The organism is Pseudoxanthomonas sp. 134C1 (genome assembly GCF_057773065.1).
On sequence record NZ_JBYMTH010000002.1, the window covers coordinates 1 to 22,483 of the forward strand.

22 protein-coding genes are annotated in these 22,483 nt (G+C 66.6%); 8 read left to right on the forward strand and 14 right to left on the reverse strand.

Going from position 1 to position 22,483, the window contains the following annotated elements:
• The 5 genes from AC3DEZ_RS03835 to AC3DEZ_RS03855 form a co-directional block, all read right to left on the reverse strand.
• Positions 1-2,148 (reverse strand): RHS repeat domain-containing protein (locus tag AC3DEZ_RS03835; protein WP_488387051.1); only part of this gene is annotated, 2,148 nt, incomplete at its 3' end.
• An 85-nt stretch (positions 2,149-2,233) separates the two neighbouring features.
• On the reverse strand, positions 2,234-4,024 hold the full coding sequence (locus AC3DEZ_RS03840; protein WP_488387052.1) for a hypothetical protein: 1,791 nt from the start codon (positions 4,022-4,024) through the stop codon (positions 2,234-2,236).
• A gap of 201 nt (positions 4,025-4,225) precedes the next feature.
• On the reverse strand, positions 4,226-5,344 hold the full coding sequence (cfa, locus tag AC3DEZ_RS03845) for a cyclopropane fatty acyl phospholipid synthase (protein ID WP_488387053.1): 1,119 nt from the start codon (positions 5,342-5,344) through the stop codon (positions 4,226-4,228).
• Positions 5,345-5,365: 21 nt separating this feature from the next.
• Positions 5,366-6,202, reverse strand: coding sequence for a DUF3298 and DUF4163 domain-containing protein (locus AC3DEZ_RS03850; RefSeq protein WP_488387054.1), 837 nt, complete (start codon positions 6,200-6,202; stop codon positions 5,366-5,368).
• Positions 6,203-6,285: 83 nt separating this feature from the next.
• A complete protein-coding gene (locus AC3DEZ_RS03855; RefSeq protein WP_488387055.1) occupies positions 6,286-6,561 on the reverse strand; it encodes a GNAT family N-acetyltransferase in 276 nt (91 codons plus the stop codon).
• 193 nt (positions 6,562-6,754) lie between these two features.
• Between AC3DEZ_RS03855 and AC3DEZ_RS03860 the strand changes: the two genes are divergently transcribed.
• Positions 6,755-6,958 carry a hypothetical protein gene (locus tag AC3DEZ_RS03860; RefSeq protein WP_488387056.1) on the forward strand — a complete coding sequence of 68 codons (204 nt, stop codon included), beginning with the start codon at positions 6,755-6,757 and terminating at the stop codon, positions 6,956-6,958.
• Between the two features lie 103 nt (positions 6,959-7,061).
• Here AC3DEZ_RS03860 and AC3DEZ_RS03865 read toward each other — a convergent pair whose 3' ends face one another.
• From AC3DEZ_RS03865 to AC3DEZ_RS03875, 3 genes are all read right to left on the reverse strand, one after another.
• On the reverse strand, positions 7,062-7,820 hold the full coding sequence (locus AC3DEZ_RS03865) for a hypothetical protein (RefSeq protein WP_488387057.1): 759 nt from the start codon (positions 7,818-7,820) through the stop codon (positions 7,062-7,064).
• 77 nt (positions 7,821-7,897) lie between these two features.
• Positions 7,898-8,512 (reverse strand): rhomboid family intramembrane serine protease, encoded by a 615-nt coding sequence (locus tag AC3DEZ_RS03870; RefSeq protein WP_488387058.1) that lies wholly within the window; start codon positions 8,510-8,512, stop codon positions 7,898-7,900.
• Positions 8,513-8,521: 9 nt separating this feature from the next.
• Positions 8,522-10,144: a POT-type proton-dependent oligopeptide transporter gene (locus AC3DEZ_RS03875; protein WP_488387059.1), complete on the reverse strand. Its 1,623-nt coding sequence runs from the start codon at positions 10,142-10,144 to the stop codon at positions 8,522-8,524.
• A gap of 131 nt (positions 10,145-10,275) precedes the next feature.
• Between AC3DEZ_RS03875 and AC3DEZ_RS03880 the strand changes: the two genes are divergently transcribed.
• Positions 10,276-12,042, forward strand: coding sequence for a M14 family metallopeptidase (locus AC3DEZ_RS03880; protein WP_488387060.1), 1,767 nt, complete (start codon positions 10,276-10,278; stop codon positions 12,040-12,042).
• Positions 12,043-12,066: 24 nt separating this feature from the next.
• Here the strand turns inward: AC3DEZ_RS03880 and AC3DEZ_RS03885 are convergent, their stop codons facing one another.
• From AC3DEZ_RS03885 to AC3DEZ_RS03895, 3 genes are all read right to left on the reverse strand, one after another.
• The gene (locus AC3DEZ_RS03885) at positions 12,067-12,819 is read right to left on the reverse strand and encodes a glutathione S-transferase family protein (protein WP_488387061.1); all 753 of its coding nucleotides are present in this window, start codon (positions 12,817-12,819) and stop codon (positions 12,067-12,069) included.
• A gap of 70 nt (positions 12,820-12,889) precedes the next feature.
• A complete protein-coding gene (locus tag AC3DEZ_RS03890) occupies positions 12,890-13,771 on the reverse strand; it encodes a ZIP family metal transporter (protein ID WP_488387062.1) in 882 nt (293 codons plus the stop codon).
• A 130-nt stretch (positions 13,772-13,901) separates the two neighbouring features.
• Positions 13,902-14,501, reverse strand: a complete 600-nt coding sequence (locus tag AC3DEZ_RS03895) for a YdeI/OmpD-associated family protein (protein WP_488387063.1) — start codon at positions 14,499-14,501, stop codon at positions 13,902-13,904.
• Between the two features lie 122 nt (positions 14,502-14,623).
• On the opposite strand from AC3DEZ_RS03895, the gene AC3DEZ_RS03900 reads away from it, so the two are divergent.
• The 4 genes from AC3DEZ_RS03900 to dbpA all read left to right on the forward strand — a co-directional run bounded on the left by AC3DEZ_RS03900 (position 14,624) and on the right by dbpA (position 18,120).
• The gene (locus tag AC3DEZ_RS03900) at positions 14,624-15,634 is read left to right on the forward strand and encodes a YbaY family lipoprotein (RefSeq protein WP_488387064.1); all 1,011 of its coding nucleotides are present in this window, start codon (positions 14,624-14,626) and stop codon (positions 15,632-15,634) included.
• Positions 15,635-15,639: 5 nt separating this feature from the next.
• Positions 15,640-16,227 carry a ribonuclease domain-containing protein gene (locus AC3DEZ_RS03905; protein WP_488387065.1) on the forward strand — a complete coding sequence of 196 codons (588 nt, stop codon included), beginning with the start codon at positions 15,640-15,642 and terminating at the stop codon, positions 16,225-16,227.
• Positions 16,224-16,670 carry a barstar family protein gene (locus AC3DEZ_RS03910; RefSeq protein ID WP_447101891.1) on the forward strand — a complete coding sequence of 149 codons (447 nt, stop codon included), beginning with the start codon at positions 16,224-16,226 and terminating at the stop codon, positions 16,668-16,670. Before AC3DEZ_RS03905 ends, AC3DEZ_RS03910 begins: the two co-directional genes overlap by 4 nt.
• A 70-nt stretch (positions 16,671-16,740) precedes the next feature.
• Positions 16,741-18,120 carry an ATP-dependent RNA helicase DbpA gene (gene dbpA / locus AC3DEZ_RS03915; protein WP_488387066.1) on the forward strand — a complete coding sequence of 460 codons (1,380 nt, stop codon included), beginning with the start codon at positions 16,741-16,743 and terminating at the stop codon, positions 18,118-18,120.
• A gap of 81 nt (positions 18,121-18,201) precedes the next feature.
• Here the strand turns inward: dbpA and AC3DEZ_RS03920 are convergent, their stop codons facing one another.
• A complete protein-coding gene (locus AC3DEZ_RS03920; protein ID WP_079722614.1) occupies positions 18,202-18,411 on the reverse strand; it encodes a cold-shock protein in 210 nt (69 codons plus the stop codon).
• A gap of 313 nt (positions 18,412-18,724) precedes the next feature.
• Here AC3DEZ_RS03920 and AC3DEZ_RS03925 point away from each other — a divergent pair, with 313 nt between their 5' ends.
• A complete protein-coding gene (locus tag AC3DEZ_RS03925) occupies positions 18,725-19,282 on the forward strand; it encodes a YaeQ family protein (RefSeq protein WP_488387067.1) in 558 nt (185 codons plus the stop codon).
• Position 19,283: 1 nt separating this feature from the next.
• Positions 19,284-20,465 carry a BaiN/RdsA family NAD(P)/FAD-dependent oxidoreductase gene (locus tag AC3DEZ_RS03930; protein WP_488387068.1) on the forward strand — a complete coding sequence of 394 codons (1,182 nt, stop codon included), beginning with the start codon at positions 19,284-19,286 and terminating at the stop codon, positions 20,463-20,465.
• Between the two features lie 134 nt (positions 20,466-20,599).
• Here AC3DEZ_RS03930 and AC3DEZ_RS03935 read toward each other — a convergent pair whose 3' ends face one another.
• Positions 20,600-21,583: an LLM class flavin-dependent oxidoreductase gene (locus AC3DEZ_RS03935; protein WP_488387069.1), complete on the reverse strand. Its 984-nt coding sequence runs from the start codon at positions 21,581-21,583 to the stop codon at positions 20,600-20,602.
• A gap of 193 nt (positions 21,584-21,776) precedes the next feature.
• Entirely contained in the window at positions 21,777-22,448 is a 672-nt protein-coding gene (locus AC3DEZ_RS03940) for a glutathione S-transferase (RefSeq protein ID WP_488387070.1), read from the reverse strand.
• Positions 22,449-22,483: the final 35 nt, after the last annotated feature.

Sequence of the window (22,483 nt, forward strand, 5' to 3'; positions counted from 1 at the left end):
CCGGTTGCCGAAGTCGAAATTGAACACCTGTCCATTCTTGTTGGCCAGGTTGCCCTGCACGTCGTAACCCAGGCCCACCACCGTGGCCCCGCTCGCCGAGTTGGTCACGCTGGTCAACCGGTTGCTGGCGTCGTAGTGGTAGGTGTGGTCGCGGACGTGGCTCCCCCCTGTGACCTTCAGCGAGGTCAGGTTGTCCAGCACGTTGTAGCCGTAGTTGGCCACGCCGAAGCTCGGGCCGGTGGCCTGAATCAACCGGTCCAGACCGTCATAGGTCAGGGTCCGCGACTGCTGGCCCCCGGTCGTTCCGTCGGTGATGGACGCCACGTTGCCGTGGGCGTCGTAGGTATAGCTCAGGTCCGTCCGCAAGTTGGCCGTCGCACAGGCCAGCAGCGTGCAGTCCGTGCTGCGCGCCGGCAACTGGCGGGCGTTCTGGGTCATCGTATGGACGATGCCGTTGCCGTAGGTGAACTGCTTCATCCCCCCGTTGGGGTAGTACTGCACCCCGGTGGCGTAGGTGCCGGCCTGGGTCGGCTGGCCCAGCGCATTGGGCGCGTAGGCCACGGTCTGCCCGTTCGGGTAGGTCTGTGAGGCCAGGTGCCCCAGCGGCGTGTAGCTGTAGCCGATGGGCCAGTTGATGCTACCCCACTGCATCTGCTCGCTGGTGGGCAGGCGTCGTCGGTTGTAGCCATACGTGGTGGTCACCACGTTGGTGCCGTCGTTGTCCACCGCCGTGCTGGCCAGTTGGCCGTCGGGCGTGTAGGTATTGGTCGTGTTGCCCCGACCGTCCGGGAACACCAGCGTCTTGACCCGGTTGCGGGCGTCGTAGGTCCGTGCGGCCTTGCGCGCCAGCACCGCCGCGCTGGTGCCGTTGGCCTCGCAGGCCGTGGTCGCCGGCAGCCCCGCCGCGCTCCAGCTCAGGTTCCCCGCCCCGTCATAGCCCATCAGCGTGGCGCCGGTCTCCGGCTCCACTGAGCGGCACAGCTCCTGGTTCGTGTTGTAGGTGTAGCTGCGGGTCACCGCCAGCGTCCCGGCCGCGTTACGTTTGCGGATGGACAGCGGCTTGCCGAACACGTCGCGGGTGATGTCGATGCCCACCCGCTCGGCCAGGTTCTGGCCCTGGTCGATGAGTACCGGGGTGTCGTAGCGGGGCTGGTCGAAGGCCTGGTGCCGGGTCACCGTCACTACGCCGCGTGGGCTGACGGTGCGCACATAGGCGCTGGTGGCATCACCGAGGTACTGGGTGGTAGTGGTCAGCAGCCCCTGCTCGCTGTCCTGGCTCACTGCGGTCACCCGGCCCAAGGCGTCGTACTCGGTCCAGGTGCCGGTGGTCAGCGTGTCGGTCGTGCCCGGGTAGGAGGCGAACGTGGTTCGCCCGTCGGCGTCGTAGGTGAAGCGCTGGAAGCGCTTGGTCAGGGTCTCGGTCGTGCCGTTGGTGGCGTCCAGCTCCTTGGTCACCAGCGGCCGCCATAGGGCGTCGTAGTAGGAAATCTTCTGCCCGGCCCCGGTACTCACCGTCTGCCGCCAGTGACCGGCCGGAAGGCCGTACTCGGCCACCGCGACTTGCTGGAAGCTCAGCAGGGTCTTCTTCCAGTTCGCCTCGGTCGTGTCGCAGGCATTGGCCGTGGTCTCCGAGGGGGGAGTGATGCTCGCCAGCCGCCCCATCGTGTCGTAGGTGTAGCAGGTGGTGTAGCCGTTCTCATCGGTGACCGAGTCAATCCAGCCGTTATTGTTCACCACCGCCGACTGGGTACTGCTGTCGGCATACGTGATGGCCTGCGGGATGCCCCGCTTCCAGTTGGTGAAGGTGGTCGTGTTGTTGTTGCCGTCCTTGGCCCACCTCAAGGTCCCCAGCTGGCCGCTGGCCACCGTCGCGGTGCTGTTGTAGGTCAGGGTCTGCTGCACCTTGCCATAGGCCTTCACCGTCACCGGCATGGCGAATGCATCGTAGGTCGTCTCCGACACCACGATGCCGGCCGGCGCCTCGCTCGGCGTGCAGGCCGCCGGTGCCACGCAGGTCACCTTGGCCGTCTGCCCCAATACCCACAACGTCGGGTTGTCGTGGTACGTGATGGTCTCGGTCCGGCTCCAGCTCTGCGCCTGCGCGACCAGCGGCAACGCCAGCAACATCCCCAACACTGTCCGCTTCATGCCTTGCTTCCCTGTCCGCTTCATGCGCATCTCCGATGGAGCCGGGCCTGCCGCCCGTTGAGTGTTCTGTACTGCCCGGAAATCCCTACGGCACTGGCGCGCTGTCCTTGGTCACACTGACAGGACGCGCGTACGGGTCGTAGCTGTTGGTCGTCTGGGTGAACTTCACGCCCTGCCGGGTGATGGTGCGTGTGCGCACCGGCGTCCAGCGGGTCGCCATGTAGTCCCCTCGCGTGTAGAGACTGGTGCCGACGTACTCCGGGTACGGTTGTCCCGTCGAGTCGGTCTGGTAGACGGTTTCTTCCACTTCCAGGATGTTGGTCGGACCGGGGCCCGACTCGGTCTTCATCAGGCGGCCTTCGTTCTGGCGATAGCGGTTGCCGAAGGTGTACCGGGTCCAGCTATCCGGTCCAGTGACTTCCGCCGTCTTGGTCGCCACGCAGCCCGCCGTGCAGCTTTCCTCCCAACTGTTGTTGGGGGTGCCGTAGCTGTAGGTCCAGATATAAGGGGATGCGATGCCGGGGCCTTCGATTTTTTTCTGGATGATGCCGACCGTGTTGAAGAGGAATGGCGTCTGGGCATAGTCATCCAGTACCGCGATGCCGCCTGGTCTTACGCATACCTTGGGTACATAGGATCTGCCGTGGGTGCGGGACTGGAAGCTGAAAGTGCCGATGGCACCAGAGGGATGGGTGATGGTGCCCGTATACACGGACTGGGTGAGGCTGGCCCCGGACTCGGAGCACATCATTCCTCCAGGCGAATAGGGCATGGTGAACGCGTTGCGTAGCCCTGCGAAATCAATCTGCCAGCGGCTCAGGTCGGGCAGCTTCACTTCTGTCAGCCCGTTGCCATAAGTGTAGGTCCACGTCCTGGCGCCATCCGTGACGGCACTGACATGACCGGCTGCGTTATACGTCAGCGTCAATGACCGTCCGTCGCTGGCCGCCATGTTCAGCAGCCGCCATGGCTTCGCCGCGTCATAGGTATAGGTGATGTAGTTGCCGAACCGGTCCTCCATGCGGGTGGGGAAGATACGCACCTCTTCACGTGCGAGGCCGGAGCCGGAACCCACGGGTGCGGCCATGGGACTCACTCCCTGTTGGCTCCCGGCTGCAAAGACGTCAATGGGTCCGCCGACCGTCTTGGTGATGACCGCGACTTCGCGCTTGGCGAACCAATTGAACCAGTAACGCGTGCCATCAGGCGCCGTGGCCAGAAAGGCATCACCCGCCACGCCGTTGGCCGTCCCCGTCAGACAGGAAAAGGCCCAGAGATCATTGGTCAGCCAGGTATAGGTCTTTCCATCGGCAGGGCGCGGAGAATCGGTCGTGTGGATGAACAGCATTTCCTGATCGCCGCCTGCAGGCATATGCAGGTGATTGCCTTGCCAGTATTCCGCCGCCGACCAGAATCCGGTCGGCGAACCTTCCACCAAGGGCGGCTCGGGAGGAAATGAGTCCCCGCCCGCGCAGCGCAGATTCCTGGCTGCGGTCGTTGTGCCGTTCGCTTGCCAACCCTTGTCGCGAGCGAAAACACCACGCAGATACGGCAGGTCCAAGTCCCAGTCGGCGAAGCCACCGTCCTGTGTCAACAAACGGTTCCGATCCAATTGATCGCGGCTTTCCACGACAAAGCGGCGGCGGATCTCCATCGGCAAACTGTTGTTTCCCGGCACGCTTACATCCAGCGCCGTGAAGCTGGTCGCGCCGGTATAGAAACTGGTGCTTTCGCCGAACAGATCCGTTCCCAGTGCCCCAATCACCTGGGTCGCCTGGACGGTCTTTTCGTATTCCTGCGGAATGGTGACCTGTGCGAAGGCAGGCAGCGTGGCGACGGACGTCGCCAGGAGCAGTGTCCTGATGGAACCTCTCATTTCCTCTTCCCTTTCAACCGTGGCCGGTCGAATTCCCTGAATGCGCAACGGTGCGTCGCGTCCCCTGAAGCAAAAGCAGATGCGGCTATCAATACCGTTCCGATGACGTCCGCGTCAACTGCACGCACGTCCATGCTGAGTGTTCTCACCAAATGTTCCGGCTTTCATTGTTGGCAACCATCGACGCAGGTCCACCCTGCGTCATCGTATCGACACATATCCGCCTGATAAGCCCTTCGGCGACAGCACTACCTGCCACAACTGCGATCGCCGGCTGCGGAAGGTCGCCATGGAAGCAGCCAGATAGAAACGCCACATGCGACGGAAGCGTTCGTCGTAGCGCGCGTCCAGGCTGGGCCAGGCGCGCTCGACATTGGCGCGCCAGGCTTGCAGGGTACGGTCGTAGTCGGTGCCGAAGCTGTGCCAGTCTTCCAGCACGAACAGGCCTTCGCTGGCCTGCGCGATCTGGGCGGCGGACGGCAGCATGGAGTTGAGGAAGATGTATTTCCCGATCCACGGATCGGTGTGGTTGACCGAACGGTTGTTGCCGATGGTATGCAGCAGGAACAGACCGTGGTCCGGCAGGACACGGCGCGCGGTTTCAAAGTAGGCACGGTAGTTCTTGACGCCGACGTGTTCGAACATGCCCAGCGAGAACGCGGCGTCGAAAGGTTCGTGCAGATCGCGATAATCCTGCAGGCGGATTTCGACGGGAAGATCCTTGCACAGTTCGCGGGCGTACTCGGCCTGCTCCCTGGAAATGGTCACGCCGACGCCGGAGATGCCGTAGCGTTCGGCTGCGAATTTCAATGCCTCGCCCCAGCCGCAGCCGATGTCGAGCACGCGCATGCCGGGTTTCAGTTGCAGCTTGCGGCAGACCAGATCCAGCTTGGCGGCCTGCGCATCGTCGAGATTGTCGGCCTGGCGCCAGTAGCCGCAGCTGTAGACCAGCCGCGCACCGAGCATGGCGTGGTAGAGATCGTTGCCGAGGTCGTAGTGGCGTTCGCCGACCGCGCGGCTTCGGCGCCGGGTCTGCGGATTGAACAGTCGCGCGAACAGCGTGTCGCGGATCTCGCCCGCGCCACGCACCCGCTCGTCCAGACGCGCGTTCAGTACATGGAAGAGGAAACCGTCCAGCGACCCGGCGTCCCAGTCGCCATCCATGTAGCCTTCGCCCAGGCCCAGGGAACCCTGCCCCAGCATCCGCGCGTATACACGCGGGTCATGCACCTGGATGTCCCAGGGACGGTCGCCGCCAATCCGCACATCCGCTTCCGCCAGCAGTCGTTCGACCTGTTGCGCGAAGCGTGACGTGCTCATGGCATGCCCTTTGTGCGCGGCCTATTGGGCGAACAGCCCGCTGTAGGTGGGCGACAGATGTGGCCGCAGCACGGAAGCCGGGACGTCCACGGTCTGGGTACCGTCGGCGTACGGCCCCACCTGGTACGGCGGGAACACGAAGCGCAGCGCGCTGATGTGGCCGCTGGCGTCGAGCACCGGCACGAAGTGGGCGAAGTTCTCGGCCTGGGGTTCGGTGCCGTCATCAATCATGCGCGAGGCGTTCTTGAGTACTTCGCTGCGCTCGGCCGGCTCCAGTTCGTCGGCGTCCGCGCGCAGGGTGACGCCGGTGAGCAGTTGCTCGCGCACGTAATCGCTGACCGCCTGCCAGCCCGCCGGCGTGGCGACCAGATCGCCGGCCGACAGCAGATGGTTCTGCTGCGGCAACCAGACGAAGCGCGCGATCAGTGGTTGGCCGTGGGCACCTCCGGTGTAGCGGCTGCCATCGGCGGCCACCGCCACCACCTGCGGGGTTTCCAGCAGCTTCTCGAAGCTGAGCGAGAGTTCGTAGGGTGCGGTGGGCTTGTCGTTGCCGAAACCGTCCACCGCTTCCATCAATTCGCCGCGGGCGGCCTGCGCATAATCGGACAGCGCCTTGGCCAGTCCCGGATAACGGTCGATGCCTGGCGGATAGGTGATGCCGACGACGTAGCGTTCGTTGGTCTCGATGACGTCCTTGAGTTCGAGCGGGGCCACCGGCGCGGTGGCATCGGCGACGGGCGCGCCGGCTTCGGGCGTGGCGGCCGCGGGAGGCTGCGGGCCTTCGGATTCGCGCTTGCAGGCGGCCAGGGCCAGGGCCAGCGACGCGATCAGCAGCGGGGTGCGGTAAACGGGGTTCACGTCAGGGGCTCCATCCACTCAACGGGACGACAGTTTATGCCGCGTCGCAGCAGGCCTCCAGCCCCACGTGCGGGAATACAGTGTCACGCCAGCAGGTCGGCATACTCGGGGTGGCGCTCCACATACACCGCCGAGTACGAACAGGCCGGCACCACTTTCCAGCCGGCGGCACGCGCGTGGTCGAGCGCGGCCTTGACCAACCGTGCGGCGACGCCGCGTCCGCCGATGGCCTCGGGCACTCCGGTGTGTTCGATGACCATGCGCCCGTCGCGCAGGCGATAGATCAGTTCGGCTTCGTGGCCGTCCAGCGAGGTGGAAAAGCGCTGGGCGGTGGGGTCGTGCTGAATCGTGATGTCCATCACTATCTCGTTGAATCAGAAGGGTTCCATTCTGCCGCGCCGGCCGGGAATGCGACAGAAGCCGACGCGGCGCGTCACTCTTGGTCACGTCAAAAAGATGACGTGGCGCGCTATTTCACAGTGTTTTCATCCCGGACGCCCAGTTGGCACGGTCTGTGCGTAATCCCCACCAGCAAACCGGTGAGGAACACCCATGAGCGCCAACGATCATCCGTCCGATACCATCGCCAGCGATTTCACCCTGCTGGAAGGCCTGTTCCAGTTGACCGTGACCGGCCATACCGAAGACTGGGAATTCGAGCGGCTCAACAACGCCGTGTACGAGCGTCTGCTCTCCAATTACGCGCAGGAAGAAGTCGGCAGCGTTCAGCTCTCGAAGACCCTGATGGCGGGTTGAGGCGACGCCTCCCCGCCTTCCCGCAAGCGCTACCCGGTTCCGCGTACGCAACCGGGTAGTCGTCACCGCTCCATCGGCGCAGGACATTCCGTCCCGCCCGCCCCTACTCTTCCCCACGATGATCGCGCTTGCCCTGGCTGCGGCGATCGCGCGCGCTCATGCTGCCCTGGATCGCCTTCATCCGGCTTTCGGCCGCATGCAACTCCAGTGACCTGGCCGCGGCGGTGGAGGACTGATAGCCGTCGGCCTGCGTTGGCGTGCCGGATGGCGGATGATCCAGATGCTGCCAGGCGGCCTGTTCACGATCGCGTTGCTGCTTTTCGGCCAGCAATTCCTGGGTGCGTGCCAAGGCCTGTTCTGGCGTGATGCCACGCCGGCGCGGCGGGGATGCGCGGCGGGGAGTACTGGACGAAGTCCGGGTCGAGGACGCCTTGCGGGTCGCCGAAGCCGTCTTGCGAGGCGCTGACTTGCCTGCATCGGCTGTGCGTTTGGGTGCCGTACCGACGCTGGTGCCTTTTGCGGCGGGCCGCGTCCTGCGGGCGGTCTTCGCGGCGGTACCGGTCCTGCGGGCAGCGGTTTTGCCGACCGCCTTGCGTGCGGTCTTCTTCGCGGTTTTCTTGACCGCCTTCCTGACGGACTTCGCCGGCGCGGCGGCGCCGGTCTTGCCGGCGACCTTCTTCGCCGTCTTGCCGGCGCTCTTCTTCGCGCCGGCGGTGGTTGTCTTCTTCGCGGCTTTCTTCGCGGTTTCTTTCACCGCTTTCTTCGCGACCTTTTTGGCCGCCTTCTTCGCGGCTTTCCCGGTCGCCTTGCGCGCCGTGCCGGTGCCGGTCTTGCGGGCGGTGCTGCGGGTGCGTGTCGCCATGTTGCCTCCACGGGTGTGGTTCACCCGTGGGGATAACACAGCGAATCTTCAGATCAGGTGATTTGCGGATGCGGCGTTCAGCTGCCTAACCGGGTCAGTTGCGCCACGAAATGGCCGAGCACGTCAGGCTCCATGGCGATCATGAAAAGCACGCCGTAGGCGGCGCCGGCCAGATGCGCGCCATGGTTCACGTTGTCGCCGCCACGCTTGTCCATCCAGATGCTGTAGGCCACGTAGAGCACGGCGAACACGATGGCCGGCATCGGAATGAAGAACACGCCGATCATCGCCCACGGGTCGATCAGGATGAACGCGAACAGCACCGCCGACACCGCGCCGGAGGCGCCCAGGCTGCGGTAGTTGGGGTCCTTCTGGTGCTTGAGATAGGTCGGCAGGATCGACACCACCAGCGCCGACAGATAGAAGCCGAGGTAGACCAGCACGCTGCCGCCCAGATCGGTGATGACCCGTTCCATGATCCGGCCGAAGAAGAACAGCGTGACCATGTTGAACAGCAGGTGCCAGATGTCGGCGTGGATGAAGCCGTAGGTCACCAGCCGGTCGTATTGCTTGTTGCGGTCGATGGCGGGCGGCCACAGGATCAGCCGGCCCGCCAGCGCGGGTGTGCGGAAGGCCAGCAGCGAAACCGTCGCGGTGACCAGGATCAGGATCAGGGTGATGGGGGCTTGCATGGAGTGTCCTCAGAGCGCGCGGTAGTTGTCCTGCATCGGGTAGCGCCGCGCGTACAGGGCGAATGCCAGCGCCGCCACGAAGGCGAAGCCGGCGAAGAAGAACATCAGGAACGCATTTTCGCTCAGGCCGGTGCTGGCGATGTGCGCGGTAACCGTTTCATTGCGCACACTGGCGTTGGTCAACAGCACCCACAGGCCGCCGAAAGTGCTGGTCAGGTACCAGAACGCCATGATTACGCCCTTCATCGCCTGGGTCGCCTGGCTGTAGGCGAACTCCAGCGCCGTCGCCGAGACCAGGACCTCGGCGAAGGTCAGCAGCGCGTACGGCAGGATCTGCCAGGCCAGCGAGACCGGATCGCCGCCATCCATCCACAGCTGCAGCGTGCCGGCGACCACCCAGGCCAGGCCGGAGAACACGATGCCCCAGCCCATCCGGCGCAGCGGTGTCGGCTCGAAGCCCAGTTTGCGCAAGGCCGGATACAGCACCAGGTTGTTGAACGGGATGAGCAGCATCACCATCGCCGGGTTCAGCGCCTGCAACTGGCCGGCGCTCTTGATCAGCCAGCTCGGCCACCACCATGCGTCGTGCGGCATCACCATCTCGTTGCCCTGCAGCACCCAGGTCGAAGCCTTCTGATCGAACAGCGACCAGAACGGGGTGACCAGCGCGAACACGATCAGGATCCGCAGCACCGCGCGCACGCTGTCCACAGAGGCATCGGGATGGCGGCCGCGCGCGCGTTCCAGTTGCATAGAGGCGCCCACGCCGCCGAAGGCGATCAACACGCCAAGCGCCAGACAGGCGGCGATGACGAAGCCGAACGAATCCGGCCACCAGCCCGGCGCCATGTCCACCAGCGAAAGCGCCCACAACCCCAGCAATGCCACCGCGATCGCCACGCCCAGCAGCGCCACGGCATACCCCCAGCGTCCCTCGCCTTCCCGGGGCGTCGCCAGCGCGCTGCGCACCACCCGCAGGAATGAATCCGGATCCTCGCCCGACGGCGGCACGTGGACGTACTGCCTGCGCCCCAGCCAGAAGATGAAGGTGGCGATGAACATCAGGATGCCGGGAATGCCGAACGCCACCGCCGGCCCGTATTGATTGAGGAACAACGGCATCAGCAGCGAGGCGAAGAACGAACCGAAGTTGATCGTCCAGTAAAACGCATCGAAGACGATCTTGGCCCTGCTCTTGTTGCTCTGGTCGAACTGGTCGCCCACGAACGACACCACCAGCGGCTTGATGCCGCCCGAGCCCAGCGCGATCAGGAACAGGCCGGTGTAGAACCCGGTGCGATGGTCTTCGAACAAGGCCAGACAGGCGTGGCCGGCGCAGTAGATCAGCGAGAACCACAGCACGGTGTTGTACTTGCCGAAATAACGGTCTGACAGCCAGCCGCCCAGCAGCGGGAAGAAGAACACGCCGATGACGAAACTGTGGAAGACGTCCTTGGCCTCGCCCGCCCGGTCGGCCTCGGGCAGATAAGCCAGCAGGATGCTGCTGGTCAGGAACTGCACCAGGATGTTGCGCATCCCGTAGAAGCTGAACCGCTCGCAGGCCTCGTTGCCGATGATGTAGGGAATCTGCCGAGGCATCCGGCCGGCGATCGCTTCGTTGGGAGTGGTCATCCGGTGTTCCGATGGCAAATTGCGGGAAGGTTACCGTATCCGCCGCAGGGGGTCGAACCTCCTTGGTCATGCTGGGCGCGACCGCTTCAGGACGGCATCATTCGGGGTTTTCCACCTCCCGGGTGCCGTCCATGCTCCGTCCGCTCCGCGTCGCCGTCCTGCTCGCCCTCGCCCTGCCCGCGATTCACGCGTTCGCGGCGGCTTCGGATCTGACCACCCAATCCGAACACTCCGGCTTTGTCCGCACCGGCCGCTACGAGGAAGTCATCGCGCTGTGCGATCGCTTCGCCAAGGCCTATCCGAAGGCGGTGCGCTGCGTCGAATTCGGCACCACCCCGGAAGGCCGGCCGATGAAGGCGCTGATCGCCTCCACCCGCGGCGCGTTCACGCCGGATCAGGCACGCCGGCAGAACCTTCCGGTGGTGTTGATCCAGGGCGGCATCCATGCCGGCGAAATCGACGGCAAGGACGCGGGCTTCCTGGCCCTGCGCGAAGTGCTGGAAGGCAGGGCCGCCGCCGGATCGCTGGACAAGCTGGTGTGGGTGTTCGTGCCGGTGTTCAACGTCGACGGCCATGAGCGCTTCGGCGCCTGGAACCGGCCCAACCAGCGCGGCCCGGAGGAAATGGGCTGGCGCGTGACCGCGCAGAACTACAACCTCAACCGCGACTACGTGAAAGCCGACGCGCCGGAGATGCAGGCGATGCTGCGGCTGGTGCAGCAGTGGGACCCGTTGGCCTACGTCGATCTGCACGCCACCGACGGCGCGCAGTTCGAACACGACATTTCAGTGCAGGTGGAACCGGTGCATGCCGGCGATGAGGGGCTGCGCACGGCCGGCCGTGCGCTGCGCGATGGCGTGCTGGCGGATCTGGCCAAGCAGGGCTCGCTGCCGCTGCCCTATTACCCGTCGTTCGTGGTCGGTGACGATCCGAGCTCCGGTTTCGAGGACAGCGTGGCTCCACCGCGTTTCTCGCACGGCTATTTCCAGTTGCGCAACCGCATCGGCATGCTGGTGGAAACGCACTCCTGGAAGGAATATCCGGTGCGGGTGAAGATCACCCGCAACACCATCGTCGCGACGCTGGACCAGATCGCCGCGCACGGCACCGACTGGCTGAAGGCCGCACAGCGGGCCGACGTGGCGGCGGCGAAGCTCGCCGGCCAACCGGTGCCGCTGGAATGGGCCGCCAGCGAGAAGAGCCACACCGTCGAGTTCCGCGGTTACGAATACACCCGCACGCCATCGGACGTGTCCGGCGCGCTGATGACCCGTTACGACGAGACCAAGCCGCAGCTCTGGAAAGTACCGATGCGCGACGAATTGCGTCCGTCGCTCAGCGTGCCCGCGCCCGGCGCCGGCTATCTGGTGCCGGCCGCGTACGCTGGCTGGGTCGGCGAGAAACTCAAGCAGCACGGCATCGAGTTCCGCCGCGTGCCGGCGCTGGCGAAGGAGAACGTCGAAGCGTTCCGCGCCACCCGCACCCGTTTCGGCGCGCAGCCGGTGGAAACCCATCAGCGCCTGACCGTGGAAGGCGCGTGGGCGCCGGAAACGCGCGACGTGCCGGCGGGCTCGCTGTTCGTGCCGATTGCCCAGCCCAAGTCGCGCCTGCTGATGGCGCTGCTGGAACCGCAGGGGCCGGACTCGCTGGCCGCCTGGGGCGAATTCAACAGCGCGTTCGAGCGCAAGGAATACATGGAGGACTACGTCGCCGAGGACGTGGCCCGCAAGATGCTGCAGGACCCGGCGGTCAAGGCCGCGTTCGAGCAGAAGCTGAAGGACGATCCGGAGTTCGCCAAGAATGCGGGCGCGCGGCTGGAGTTCTTCTACCGCCGCCATCCGGCGTGGGACGAACGCTTCAACCTGTATCCGGTCTACCGGACCAGTCGCGTTCCGTGACGAACGGGTGGGCTCCGGCCCACCCTATTCGACTTTCATGATGCCGCGTCGCGGGGCGAGGTTGCCCAGGGTGTCGGCGGTGACCGGTGCGCCCAGTTCGATCAGGACTTCGCGCTGCTGCGCGACCGGCGTGCGCAGCGTTTTTTCCTCGAACACCGCCAGCTCCGTGAAGGCGGGCAACGCCAGCGTGCGTTCGACGAAGGCCGCCGTGCGCGGCCATCGCGCGGCGTCGATCCGGTAGCGCACAAACGCGGCATTGCGGAAGAACGCGGCGATGGCGATGTCGGCCACGCCGACCTCGCCGAACAGGAAGCCCTGCGCCGGCAACTGCGTCTCCAGGTAGTCCAGCGCGTCCGGCAGTTCCTCCTCGCGCGCCTTGCGCACGACGTCCTCGTCCGGCGTTTCGTTGAACAAGTAACGCTTGACACCCAGCTGGTAGAACATCCGCCAGATGATCACCTCGCCCAGACGCGAGTCGGCGAATTCCTCCAGCCAGCGCGCGCGCGCGCGATCGCGCGGCGCGACCGGATATAGCGCGGGGGTCGGCTGGAGATCCTCCAGGTATTCGCAGATGACGGTCGAATCGTTGAGCACGAAGTCGCCGTCGATCAGCACGGGAATGCGCCGCAACGGGCTGAGGCGGGAGAAGGCATCGTCACCGATGAAGGGTGCGAACGGGTCGACGCGATACGCAATCCCCTTCAACCGCAGGCACACCAGCACCTTGCGCACGTAGGGCGAAAGATAGTTGCCCAGAATCGTGACGGGTTCGCGCATGCGCGGGCTCCGGAGACAGCGGTAGTTGGCGTGCCGCGAGCCTGCGGGCTGCGGATGGCGCGGTCAAGTCTCAGCCCAGCGCGGTGTCCAGCGCCATCATCAGGCAGAAGCCGATGGCCAGGCCCAGGGTCGCGAAACCGCCATGCCCATGCCGGTTGGATTCGGGAATGACGCTGTGCGCCACCGCGGTCAGCATCGCACCGGCGGCGAACGCCAATCCCCATGGCAGCAACACCGCCGAAATCCCGACCGCCCAGGCACTGAGCACGGCCGCCAGGGGTTCGACCACGCCGGAGAACGCGCCGATGAACACCGCCTTGGCCCGCGCCATGCCGGCACCGGCCAGGATCAGCGCCACCACCAGGCCTTCCGGCACGTCCTGCAGGGCGATGCCCATCGCCAGTCCTCCGGCACCGGGCAGATGACCTCCCGCGGCCACGCCGACGGCCATGCCTTCGGGAATGTTGTGCAGCAGGATCGCGAACACGAACACCAGCACGCGCGCCGGCACCAGTGGCGCATCCGGATGTGCTTCCACCGGCTCGTCCACCAGTACGCGGTCCAGGCCCAGCAGGGCGAGCGCGCCCAGCAACAGGCCGCCGCTGATCAACGCCGCCGCTCCCCAGCGTCCGTAGCCGATCTGTTGTGCCGCTTCCAGACCGGGCAGGACCAGCGAGAACGCGGTCGCCGCCAGCATCACCCCGGCGCCGAAACCCAGCAGGCCATCGGCCAGCCGCTGCGGCAGGCCACGCACCACCAGCACGGGCACCGCGCCCAGCGCGGTGGCGAGCGCGCACAGGGCGCCGCCGCGCCATCCCGCCGCCGCACCGGTGGCCTGTGCCGGCGCCGCCATCAGCGTCCACAGGCTGGCCGCCAGGATCAGCCCGGTGGCTGCCAGGTACGGCCAGGCATTGGCCTGGCGGAACGCCAGCGGTTGCAGCACGCGATTCATGATCGATGGGCTCCGGAATCGATGCGTCGGCGCACCGGATACACCCGGATACTAGCGCCGGCCCCGTCCGGCGGCCATTCGGCAGCGCCAATGGCCGCGTTCGATCCGCCCTATCGGACGACCGGCGGCCTCACATGTATTTCCAGTTGCGCGGTTTGCCTTCTGCCAGCCATTCCACCGACTGGGCGATGCGACGCTGGCGGGTGTCCTCGCGCTTGGCCTCGGTCACCCACTCGATGTATTCGCGTCGCTGGCTGGGACTGAATGCTTCAAACGTCGCCAGCGCCTTGCGCTGTTTCTTCAGGGCGGCAAGAAAATCGGCCGGCGACTCCGGCGCGGCGCGCGGCGTGGACCGCTTGCGCGATCCGGCGGACTTCACGCCTTCCTCGTTCAACTTCATCGCCTTGCGGATCAGCGGGACCAGCTGCTTCTTCGGCGGGATGTCGGCCAGGCGGGTCATCTTGCCGAAACTGCCCATGCCGTCGCGCGGCACTCCCTCGCCCACCACCAGCGCGTGCTTCCAGAATCCGAACGAGGCGTGCTGCTTGAATGCCGCCATGCCGCACAGGATGCCGCCGGCATGCACGAAGGTCGGCATGCCCCACTTCAGGGTTTCCTCTACCTGCGGGCAGGCTTCGTGGACGATCGCACGCAGCTTTTCCAGGATCGGGCGCGCGAACTCGGCCGATTTGGCGATGTAGGCATCGACACGGGGATCGTGCTGGCTCATCGCGCGGCTCCACGGGGACGAATCGCCACTCTAGCGTGTCCGCCACGACACCGGAACGCCGTCACGGTGGGTGAAGCTTCACGCGCCTATGCTGGTCGTTTCGCCAAAGGAAGAAACAGGACATGGCCCTTCGTCTCGCACTCCCCGCCGCCCTGCTGCTGGCCCTGGCCGCCTGCCAGCCCAAGCCCGCGACCGACGCGCCTGCCGCGCCGACCGCCGCCGCGGCCACCACGATCCATGGCGAGGCCGCGTATCGCGAGCGCATCGCGCCGCCACCGGGCGCGGTGCTGACGGTCCAGTTGATCGACAACCTGCTGGCGGATACGCCAACCGCGATCATCGCCAGCACCGAGGTCAAGGATGCCAAGGGTCCGCCATTCTCATTCGATCTGCCCTATGACGCCGCCAGGATCCGACCGGAGGGCAGCTATGGCCTGCACGCCAGCCTGCGGGACGACACCGGCAAGCTGTGGTTCGTCACCGACACGCGCACGACGGTGGTACCGGGCGATGGCCAGACCGTCCGGCTGGCCATGATCCGTGTCGCCGAAGCGGCGGGCGGCGATGCGATCGTGAAGACCCAATGGCAGTGCGGTGACGAGCGCATCGGCGCGGCCTTCGACAACGGTGCGGCCGACAACGTCACGCTGGATCTGAATGGCAAGCCGCTGGTGCTGCCGCACGCGGTGTCCGCCTCCGGCGCGCGCTACTCCGACACCGCGGGCAACGAGTTCTGGACCAAGGGCCGCGAGGGCGTGCTGACCCTGGCCGGCAAGGAAAAGGTGGATTGCAGCCAGACCGACGAAACATCGCCGTGGGATGCCGCGCGCGATCGTGGCGTCGCCTTCCGCGCGGTCGGCAACGAACCGGGTTGGCTGGTGGAAGTGGGCACGGGCAAGGCGCCGTCGCTGCATGCGGAACTGGACTACGGCGAACGCAAGCTGGAGGTCGCCGGCGCCGAAGCCACCGCGAATGGTTTCCGCGGCCGCACCGGCGATGGCGTCGACGTCGCCCTGATCGCAACCCGCAAGGCCTGCCAGGACGACATGAGCGGACAGGACTTCCCCGCCACCGCCGAACTGACCGTCGGCGACAAGACCTATCGCGGCTGCGGCCGCTTCCTGGTGGAGTGATCGCCATGCCTCGCCGTTCCCGCCAGCGTTCCGGCTTCCGCAAGCCGGCCATCGTCGTCGTCGTCCTGCTGCTCCTGATTGGCGGCTGGTTCTGGCAACAGCAACGCGCCCGCCACGACGCCGTGGGCGAGGCGCCGCCCTCGGTGGTCGCCGATGCCGGCACCCCGGCAGGCCGCTCCGAACTGCCGCTGCCCCCCATCGAGTCCACCCGGGTGGGCGCCGATGCCACCTCGCCCGCCGTCGCTCCGCCGCCGCCGTCCAGCACACCCGCATCGGCATCCGCATCGGCCGCAGGCGACAGCCTGCCCGCGTTCCTGCCGCCCGAAGCGCACCGCACCCTGGCGCTGATCGCCCAGGGCGGGCCGTTCCCCCATCGGCAGGATGGCAGCGTTTTCGGCAATCGCGAAGGCCGCCTGCCCTCCCGCCAACGCGGCTACTATCGCGAGTACACCGTGGACACCCCGGGCCTGGATCATCGGGGAACGCGGCGCATCGTGACCGGCGGACAGCCGCCGGTGGAGTACTACTACACGGATGATCACTATGAAACCTTCCGCCGTTTCGACGTTCCCGCCTCGCAGGTGAGCCGATGACCGACTCCGGTTTTGACCTGGGCCTGGGCGACGCGCGCCAGGCCGGCGTGTTCTTCGTCACCAGCGAGGATCTGGATGCCCTGGCCGCCGCCGGCCGCGACGCCGCGCTCGGCGTGCGGCGGGTGGATCTGTCCGGCTGCGAGAACAAGGCGTCGCTGATGCTGCGGCTGGCCACCCAGCTGGATTTCCCCGACAGCACCGGTCGCAACTGGGACGCCCTGTCCGACAACCTGCGCGATCTGTCGTGGCTGCCGGCCCCGGGCTACGTGCTGCTGCTGGACCAGGGCGCGGAGCTGCGCCGGCGCGACGAGGCCGTGTTCGACACCCTGCTGGACGTGCTGGACGAAGCGGCGCAGTTCTGGGCCGGCCAGGAGGTGCCATTCTGGGCCTTCCTGGCGCTGGACGAAGACGATTTCGACGAACTGGATGCGCAGGCGACCTGATCGGATGCCCGATCACGCCTGATCGGGCCTTCTTCGCCATGATCGCGGCGGCGCCGTGCGATCATGGCGCATGAGCGAATTCAGCACCCTGCCCCTGCTCGACGGCCTGCGCCCCGGCGTCGAGGCCCTCGGCTACACCCACCTCACCCCGGTCCAGGCCGAAAGCCTGCCCGCCATCCTCGCCGGCCGCGACGTGATCGCGCAGGCCCCCACCGGCAGCGGCAAGACCGCGGCTTTCGGCCTGGGCCTGCTGCAACGGCTGGATCCGGCCCTGATCCGCGCCCAGGCGCTGGTCCTGTGCCCGACCCGCGAGCTGGCCGACCAGGTCGCCCAGCAGATCCGCAAACTGGCGATCGGCATCCCCAACCTGAAAGTCACCCTGCTGTGCGGCGGCATGCCGCTGGGTCCGCAGATCGCCTCGCTGGAGGCGCACGACCCGCACGTGGTGGTCGGCACCCCCGGCCGGGTGCAGGAGCTGATGCGCAAGAAGATCCTGCACTTGGGCGGCATCCGCACCCTGGTGCTCGATGAAGCCGATCGCATGCTGGACATGGGCTTCGAGGAGCCGATCCGCGAAATCATCGGCCGGACCCCGCCGGACCGGCAGAGCCTGCTGTTCTCGGCCACCTTCCCCGAGCCGATCCGGGCGATGGCCCGCAGCAGCCTGCGCGAGCCGCTGGAAGTCACGGTGGCGGCGCCGGAGGATGCGCGCACCGGCATCGAGCAGCGTTTCGTCGAAGTCGAACCGGCGCGCAAGCAGATCGCACTGGCCGGACTGCTGGCGGCGGAGCGCCCCGAGTCGGTGGTGGTGTTCTGCAACACCCGCAAGGACACCGACGAGGTGGCGATCTCGTTGCAGCACTTCGGTTTTTCCGCGCTGGCCCTGCATGGCGAGATGGAACAGCGCGATCGCGAGGAGGTGCTGGTGCGTTTCGCCAACCGCAGCTGCAACGTGCTGGTCGCCAGCGACGTGGCCGCCCGCGGCCTGGACATCGACGACCTCGCCGCGGTGTTCAACTACGACCTGCCCAGCGACGTGGACACCTATGTCCACCGCATCGGCCGGACCGGGCGCGCCGGTCGCGATGGTCTGGCCATCAGCCTGGTCACTTCGCGCGAACGGCCGCGCACGGCCGCCATCGAGGAACGGCTGGGCCAGCCGGCGCGCTGGGACCGCGGCCTGCCGCCTGCACCGCGCGCGGGCAGCGCGCCCGCCGCGGCGATGAGCACACTGAGGATCGACGCCGGCAAGACCGACAAACTGCGTCCCGGCGACATCCTCGGCGCGCTGACCGGCGATGCCGGCCTGCCGGCCGCGTCCATCGGCAGGATCGCCATCTTCGCCACCCGCTCCTACGTGGCAGTCGAGCGCGGCAAGGCCGCGCAGGCGCTGGCCCGTCTCAACGCCGGGCGGATCAAGGGCCGCAGCTTCCGGGTGCGCAGGATCTGAATCCGGCCCGCCCGGGCACCAAAGAAAAACGCCGGGGCAAGCCCCGGCGTTTTCATTTGCGACACGATGGTCAGCGCTGGATTACAGCGGCTGCACCTGGTCGGCCTGCATGCCCTTCTGGCCCTGCACCGCCACGAAGGTGACCGCCTGGCCTTCCTTCAGCGACTTGAAGCCGGTGCCCTGGATCGCGCGGAAATGCACGAACAGGTCCGGGCCGCTCTGCGGGGTGATGAAGCCGAAGCCCTTGGCATCGTTGAACCACTTGACGGTTCCGGTCTGACGCTCAGACATCTTTACTAACTCCTGAAACATGGTTGGGTTGAAAAATCGCGGCGCCGGAACGTTCCGGACCGAGACTGAGTTTGCAGGCGTTGGTAAAGCGGGAAGATGTAGCAGATGTATCTACCGCATCAGGCTCACGATTCACGGTGACCCTGGCAAGCACAGTTCGCGCACTCTACCGGGCCTGCGGACCAAAAGCGACAGGTTTCCGACGCTTGGTGGTCTTTTTTCTTCAGTTTCGGGGGTTCCAACGGCTTTTGGAGGCGGATCCGGCCTCCGGCCCGTATCATGGCGCCCCTTTCCGCCCCCTCCCGACCCCGCCATGGCGCTCAAGGCCACCGTCGTCAAAGCCGACCTCCAGATCAGCGATATGGACCGGCACCACTACGCCTCCTACCCCCTGACCCTGGCCCAGCACCCCTCCGAGACCGACACCCGGCTGATGGCGCGGGTCCTGGCATTCGCCCTGTACGCCGGCGAGCGGCTGGAGTTCGGGCGCGGCCTGAGCACCGAGGAGGACCCGGACCTGTGGCGCCGGGACTATACGGGCGACGTCGAACTGTGGATCGACCTGGGGCAGCCGGACGAATCGCGCATTCGCCGCGCCTGCGGGCGGGCCCGCGAGGTGGTCGTGCTCAACTACGGCGGCCGGGCCGCGGATCTGTGGTGGGACAAGAACGCGGCGGGCCTGGCCCGCCTGCGCAACCTCACCGTGCTGGACCTGTCCGCGGCCGACGTGGACGCCCTGACCTCGCTGTTCGCCCGCGGCATGCGCCTGAGCGTGATGATCCAGGACGGCGAGGTCCAGCTGATCGATGACGCCCAGACCGTCACGGTCACCCCGGCCTACCGCCAGCGCGCGGAAACCACCACGGCCTGACATGGCGCCGACCCATGACGTGATCGTCGTCGGCGCCGGCGCGGCCGGCCTGATGTGCGCGCTGACCGCCGGCCAGCGCGGCCTGCGGGTGCTGGTGGTCGAACACGCCAACAAGGTCGGCAAGAAAATCCTGATGTCGGGCGGTGGACGCTGCAACTTCACCAACACCGGCGCCGGCCCGGCCAACTACCTTTCCGCCAATCCGCATTTCTGCAAATCGGCGCTCGCGCGCTATACGCCCGCCGATTTCATCGAGCTGGTCGAACGCCACCGCATCGCCTACCACGAGAAGGAACTGGGCCAGCTGTTCTGCGACGTCTCGTCCAAGTTGATCGTGAAGATGCTGCTGGACGAATGCCAGGCCGCGCATGTGCGCATCGAGACCCAGTGCAGCGTGGAGCGGGTGCAATCGGTGGATGGCGGCTTCCGGATTGCCACCTCGCACGGGGTGTTCGCCGCGCCCTCGCTGGTGGTGGCCTCCGGCGGGCTGTCGATCCCGAGCATGGGCGCCACCGGCTTCGGCTACGAGCTGGCGCGCCAGTTCGGCCACGCGGTGCTGCCGACCCGCGCCGGACTGGTGCCATTGACCCTCAGCGGCAAGCACCAGGAACGCCTGCACGACCTCAGTGGCGTCGCCGTGCCGGTGGAAGCGCGTTGCGGCAAGCAGGCGTTCCGCAATTTCATGCTGATCACCCATCGCGGCGTGAGCGGGCCGGCGATCCTGCAGATTTCCTCGTACTGGCAACCCGGCGATGATCTGCGGCTGGACTTGCTGCCGGGCCAGGACACACTGGCTTGGCTCGGGGAACAGCAGGCGCAGCGCCCGGCGGCGGAACTGAAGACGTTGCTGTCCGATGCCCTGCCACGCCGGTTCGCCCAGCGCCTGTGCGAGGTCTGGCTGCCCAACCGGCCCATGCGCCAGTTCAACGAACCACAGCTGCGCGAGCTGGCCGGCGTGCTCGAATCCTGGCCGCTGATCGCCAGCGGCACCGAGGGCTACCGCACCGCCGAAGTCACCCTGGGTGGCGTGGATACCGATGGCCTGTCCTCCAGCACGATGATGTCGCGCCACGTGCCGGGACTTTTCTTCATCGGCGAAGTGGTCGACGTCACCGGTTGGCTGGGGGGCTACAACTTCCAGTGGGCATGGGCGTCGGGGCACGCGGCTGGCGCGGCGGTCTAGGGCTTTCCGGCGGGCAAAAAGCAAATTCCCCCGGTCCCCCTTCCTCGAAGGGGAGGCGTAGCGCCGGGCCTGCTCCGCCGGAGGATATCCAGATGAAGCGCGAAGGCTCCAACAGCGGCGGAGCAAGCGCCGCGCTACGGGTGCATGGCCTGGGCGGCGAGTTCGAACGAGCGCAGACGCTTGCCGTGGTCGAAGATGTTGGCGGTTAGCATGATCTCGTCGGGGCGGTGACGGTCGATGAAGGCGCGGATGCCATCGCGCACGCTGTCGACACTGCCGATCACCGAACAGGCCAGCGCCTGCGCCACGCCCAGTTTCTCGTGCGGCTGCCAGAACGCCTCGATGTCGTCGATCGGCGGCGGCACCAGGCCCGGTTTGCCACGACGCAGGTTCACGAACGCCTGCTGCTGGGTGGTGAACAGATAGCGGGCTTCCCCGTCGGTCTCCGCGGCCACCACGTTCAGCGCCAGGACCGCGTGGGGATTGGCCAGGCGCGCGGAGGGCTGGAAATTGCGGTGGTAGATCATCAGCGCCTGGTCCATCGCGTCGGGCGCGAAGTGCGAGGCGAACGCGAACGGCAGGCCCAGCGCCGCCGCCAGTTGCGCGCTGAACAGGCTGGAACCCAGCAGCCACACCGGCACGTCGATGCCGGCGCCGGGTACCGCACGCACGGCCTGTCCCGGTTGCACGGGCTCGAAGTAGTGCAGCAGTTCGTTGACGTCCTGTGGAAACTGTTCCGCGTTGTCGAAATAGCGACGCAGCGCGCGCGCGGTCGGCTGATCGGTGCCGGGCGCGCGGCCCAGGCCCAGATCGATACGGCCGGGATACAGCGAAGCCAGCGTGCCGAACTGTTCGGCCACCTGCAGCGGCGAATGGTTGGGCAGCATCACCCCGCCCGCCCCGACCCGGATGCGCGAGGTCGCACCGGCGACGTTCCCGATCAGCACCGCGGTGGCGGCGCTGGCGATGCCGGGCATGTTGTGGTGCTCGGCCAGCCAGTAGCGCTGATATCCCCAGTCCTCGGCATGTCGCGCCAGATCGCGCATGTTGGCGAAGGCGCTGGAGATGTCACTGCCTTCGCAGACGGGGGCGAGATCGAGCAGCGAATAGGGAATCATGGCAACTCCTGGCAAACGATGCCTCCGTCGTGGGGGTATCGCGCCCCGGTTTCCAGTCCGGCATTCGGGATAGTGAATCCCAGCCACCTTTCCTCATTGTGGGAGCGACGTCAGTCGCGATGAGGCTTTACCGGTACTCCTTCGCGACTGACGTCGCTCCCACAAAGGACGGTTTCCCGAAGACGGCAAGGGCTCAGCTCAACAGATCGAACGGACCGCCCTGCTCCAGTGCCCGCTGGTACGCCGGTCGCGCATGGATGCGCGCCAGAAAATCGGCCAGCTTCGGATACGCGCCCAGGCCCGCGCGCGCGGCGGCGGCTTCCACCGGGAAACTCATCTGGATGTCGGCTGCGCTGAAATTCTCACCGGCGAACCAGCGCGCCTTGCCCAGTTCGGCTTCCATGTAGTCCAGATGCAGCCGGACCTGTGGAGCCACGAACCCCTGCAAGGCCTTGTCGGCGATCGAACGGGCAATGGGACGCGCGAAGAACGGCATTGGCGCCTTCTTCAGCCGCGAGAACACCAGGCTCAGCAGCATCGGTGGCATCGCCGAGCCTTCCGCGTAATGCAGCCAATAGCGGTAGCGCAGGTGTTCGCTGGTCCCCGGCGAAGGCGCGAAGGCGCGCGCGGCGTCATAGCGCTCGACCAGATACTCCAGTACCGCACCCGATTCGGCCAGGGTATGGCCGCCGTCCGCCAGTACCGGCGACTTCCCCAGCGGATGCACCGCGCGCAGCGACGGTGGCGCCAGCAGGGTGTCGGGATCGCGCTGGTAGCGCACCACGGTGTAATCCAGGCCCAGTTCCTCCAGCAGCCACAGCACGCGCTGGGATCGGGAATTGTTGAGATGGTGGACGGTGATCACGCGGTGGCCTCCGGGGGGATGCCGCATCTTAGTGC

Coding starts and splice junctions, on each gene's coding strand:
- AC3DEZ_RS03840 (WP_488387052.1), bottom strand. CDS start 4,024: ATGAGAGGTTCCATCAGGACACTGCTCCTGGCGACGTCCGTCGCCACG.
- cfa (WP_488387053.1), bottom strand. CDS start 5,344: ATGAGCACGTCACGCTTCGCGCAACAGGTCGAACGACTGCTGGCGGAA.
- AC3DEZ_RS03855 (WP_488387055.1), bottom strand. CDS start 6,561: ATGGACATCACGATTCAGCACGACCCCACCGCCCAGCGCTTTTCCACC.
- AC3DEZ_RS03860 (WP_488387056.1), top strand. CDS start 6,755: ATGAGCGCCAACGATCATCCGTCCGATACCATCGCCAGCGATTTCACC.
- AC3DEZ_RS03865 (WP_488387057.1), bottom strand. CDS start 7,820: ATGGCGACACGCACCCGCAGCACCGCCCGCAAGACCGGCACCGGCACG.
- AC3DEZ_RS03870 (WP_488387058.1), bottom strand. CDS start 8,512: ATGCAAGCCCCCATCACCCTGATCCTGATCCTGGTCACCGCGACGGTT.
- AC3DEZ_RS03875 (WP_488387059.1), bottom strand. CDS start 10,144: ATGACCACTCCCAACGAAGCGATCGCCGGCCGGATGCCTCGGCAGATT.
- AC3DEZ_RS03880 (WP_488387060.1), top strand. CDS start 10,276: ATGCTCCGTCCGCTCCGCGTCGCCGTCCTGCTCGCCCTCGCCCTGCCC.
- AC3DEZ_RS03885 (WP_488387061.1), bottom strand. CDS start 12,819: ATGCGCGAACCCGTCACGATTCTGGGCAACTATCTTTCGCCCTACGTG.
- AC3DEZ_RS03890 (WP_488387062.1), bottom strand. CDS start 13,771: ATGAATCGCGTGCTGCAACCGCTGGCGTTCCGCCAGGCCAATGCCTGG.
- AC3DEZ_RS03895 (WP_488387063.1), bottom strand. CDS start 14,501: ATGAGCCAGCACGATCCCCGTGTCGATGCCTACATCGCCAAATCGGCC.
- AC3DEZ_RS03900 (WP_488387064.1), top strand. CDS start 14,624: ATGGCCCTTCGTCTCGCACTCCCCGCCGCCCTGCTGCTGGCCCTGGCC.
- AC3DEZ_RS03905 (WP_488387065.1), top strand. CDS start 15,640: ATGCCTCGCCGTTCCCGCCAGCGTTCCGGCTTCCGCAAGCCGGCCATC.
- AC3DEZ_RS03910 (WP_447101891.1), top strand. CDS start 16,224: ATGACCGACTCCGGTTTTGACCTGGGCCTGGGCGACGCGCGCCAGGCC.
- dbpA (WP_488387066.1), top strand. CDS start 16,741: ATGAGCGAATTCAGCACCCTGCCCCTGCTCGACGGCCTGCGCCCCGGC.
- AC3DEZ_RS03920 (WP_079722614.1), bottom strand. CDS start 18,411: ATGTCTGAGCGTCAGACCGGAACCGTCAAGTGGTTCAACGATGCCAAG.
- AC3DEZ_RS03925 (WP_488387067.1), top strand. CDS start 18,725: ATGGCGCTCAAGGCCACCGTCGTCAAAGCCGACCTCCAGATCAGCGAT.
- AC3DEZ_RS03930 (WP_488387068.1), top strand. CDS start 19,284: ATGGCGCCGACCCATGACGTGATCGTCGTCGGCGCCGGCGCGGCCGGC.
- AC3DEZ_RS03935 (WP_488387069.1), bottom strand. CDS start 21,583: ATGATTCCCTATTCGCTGCTCGATCTCGCCCCCGTCTGCGAAGGCAGT.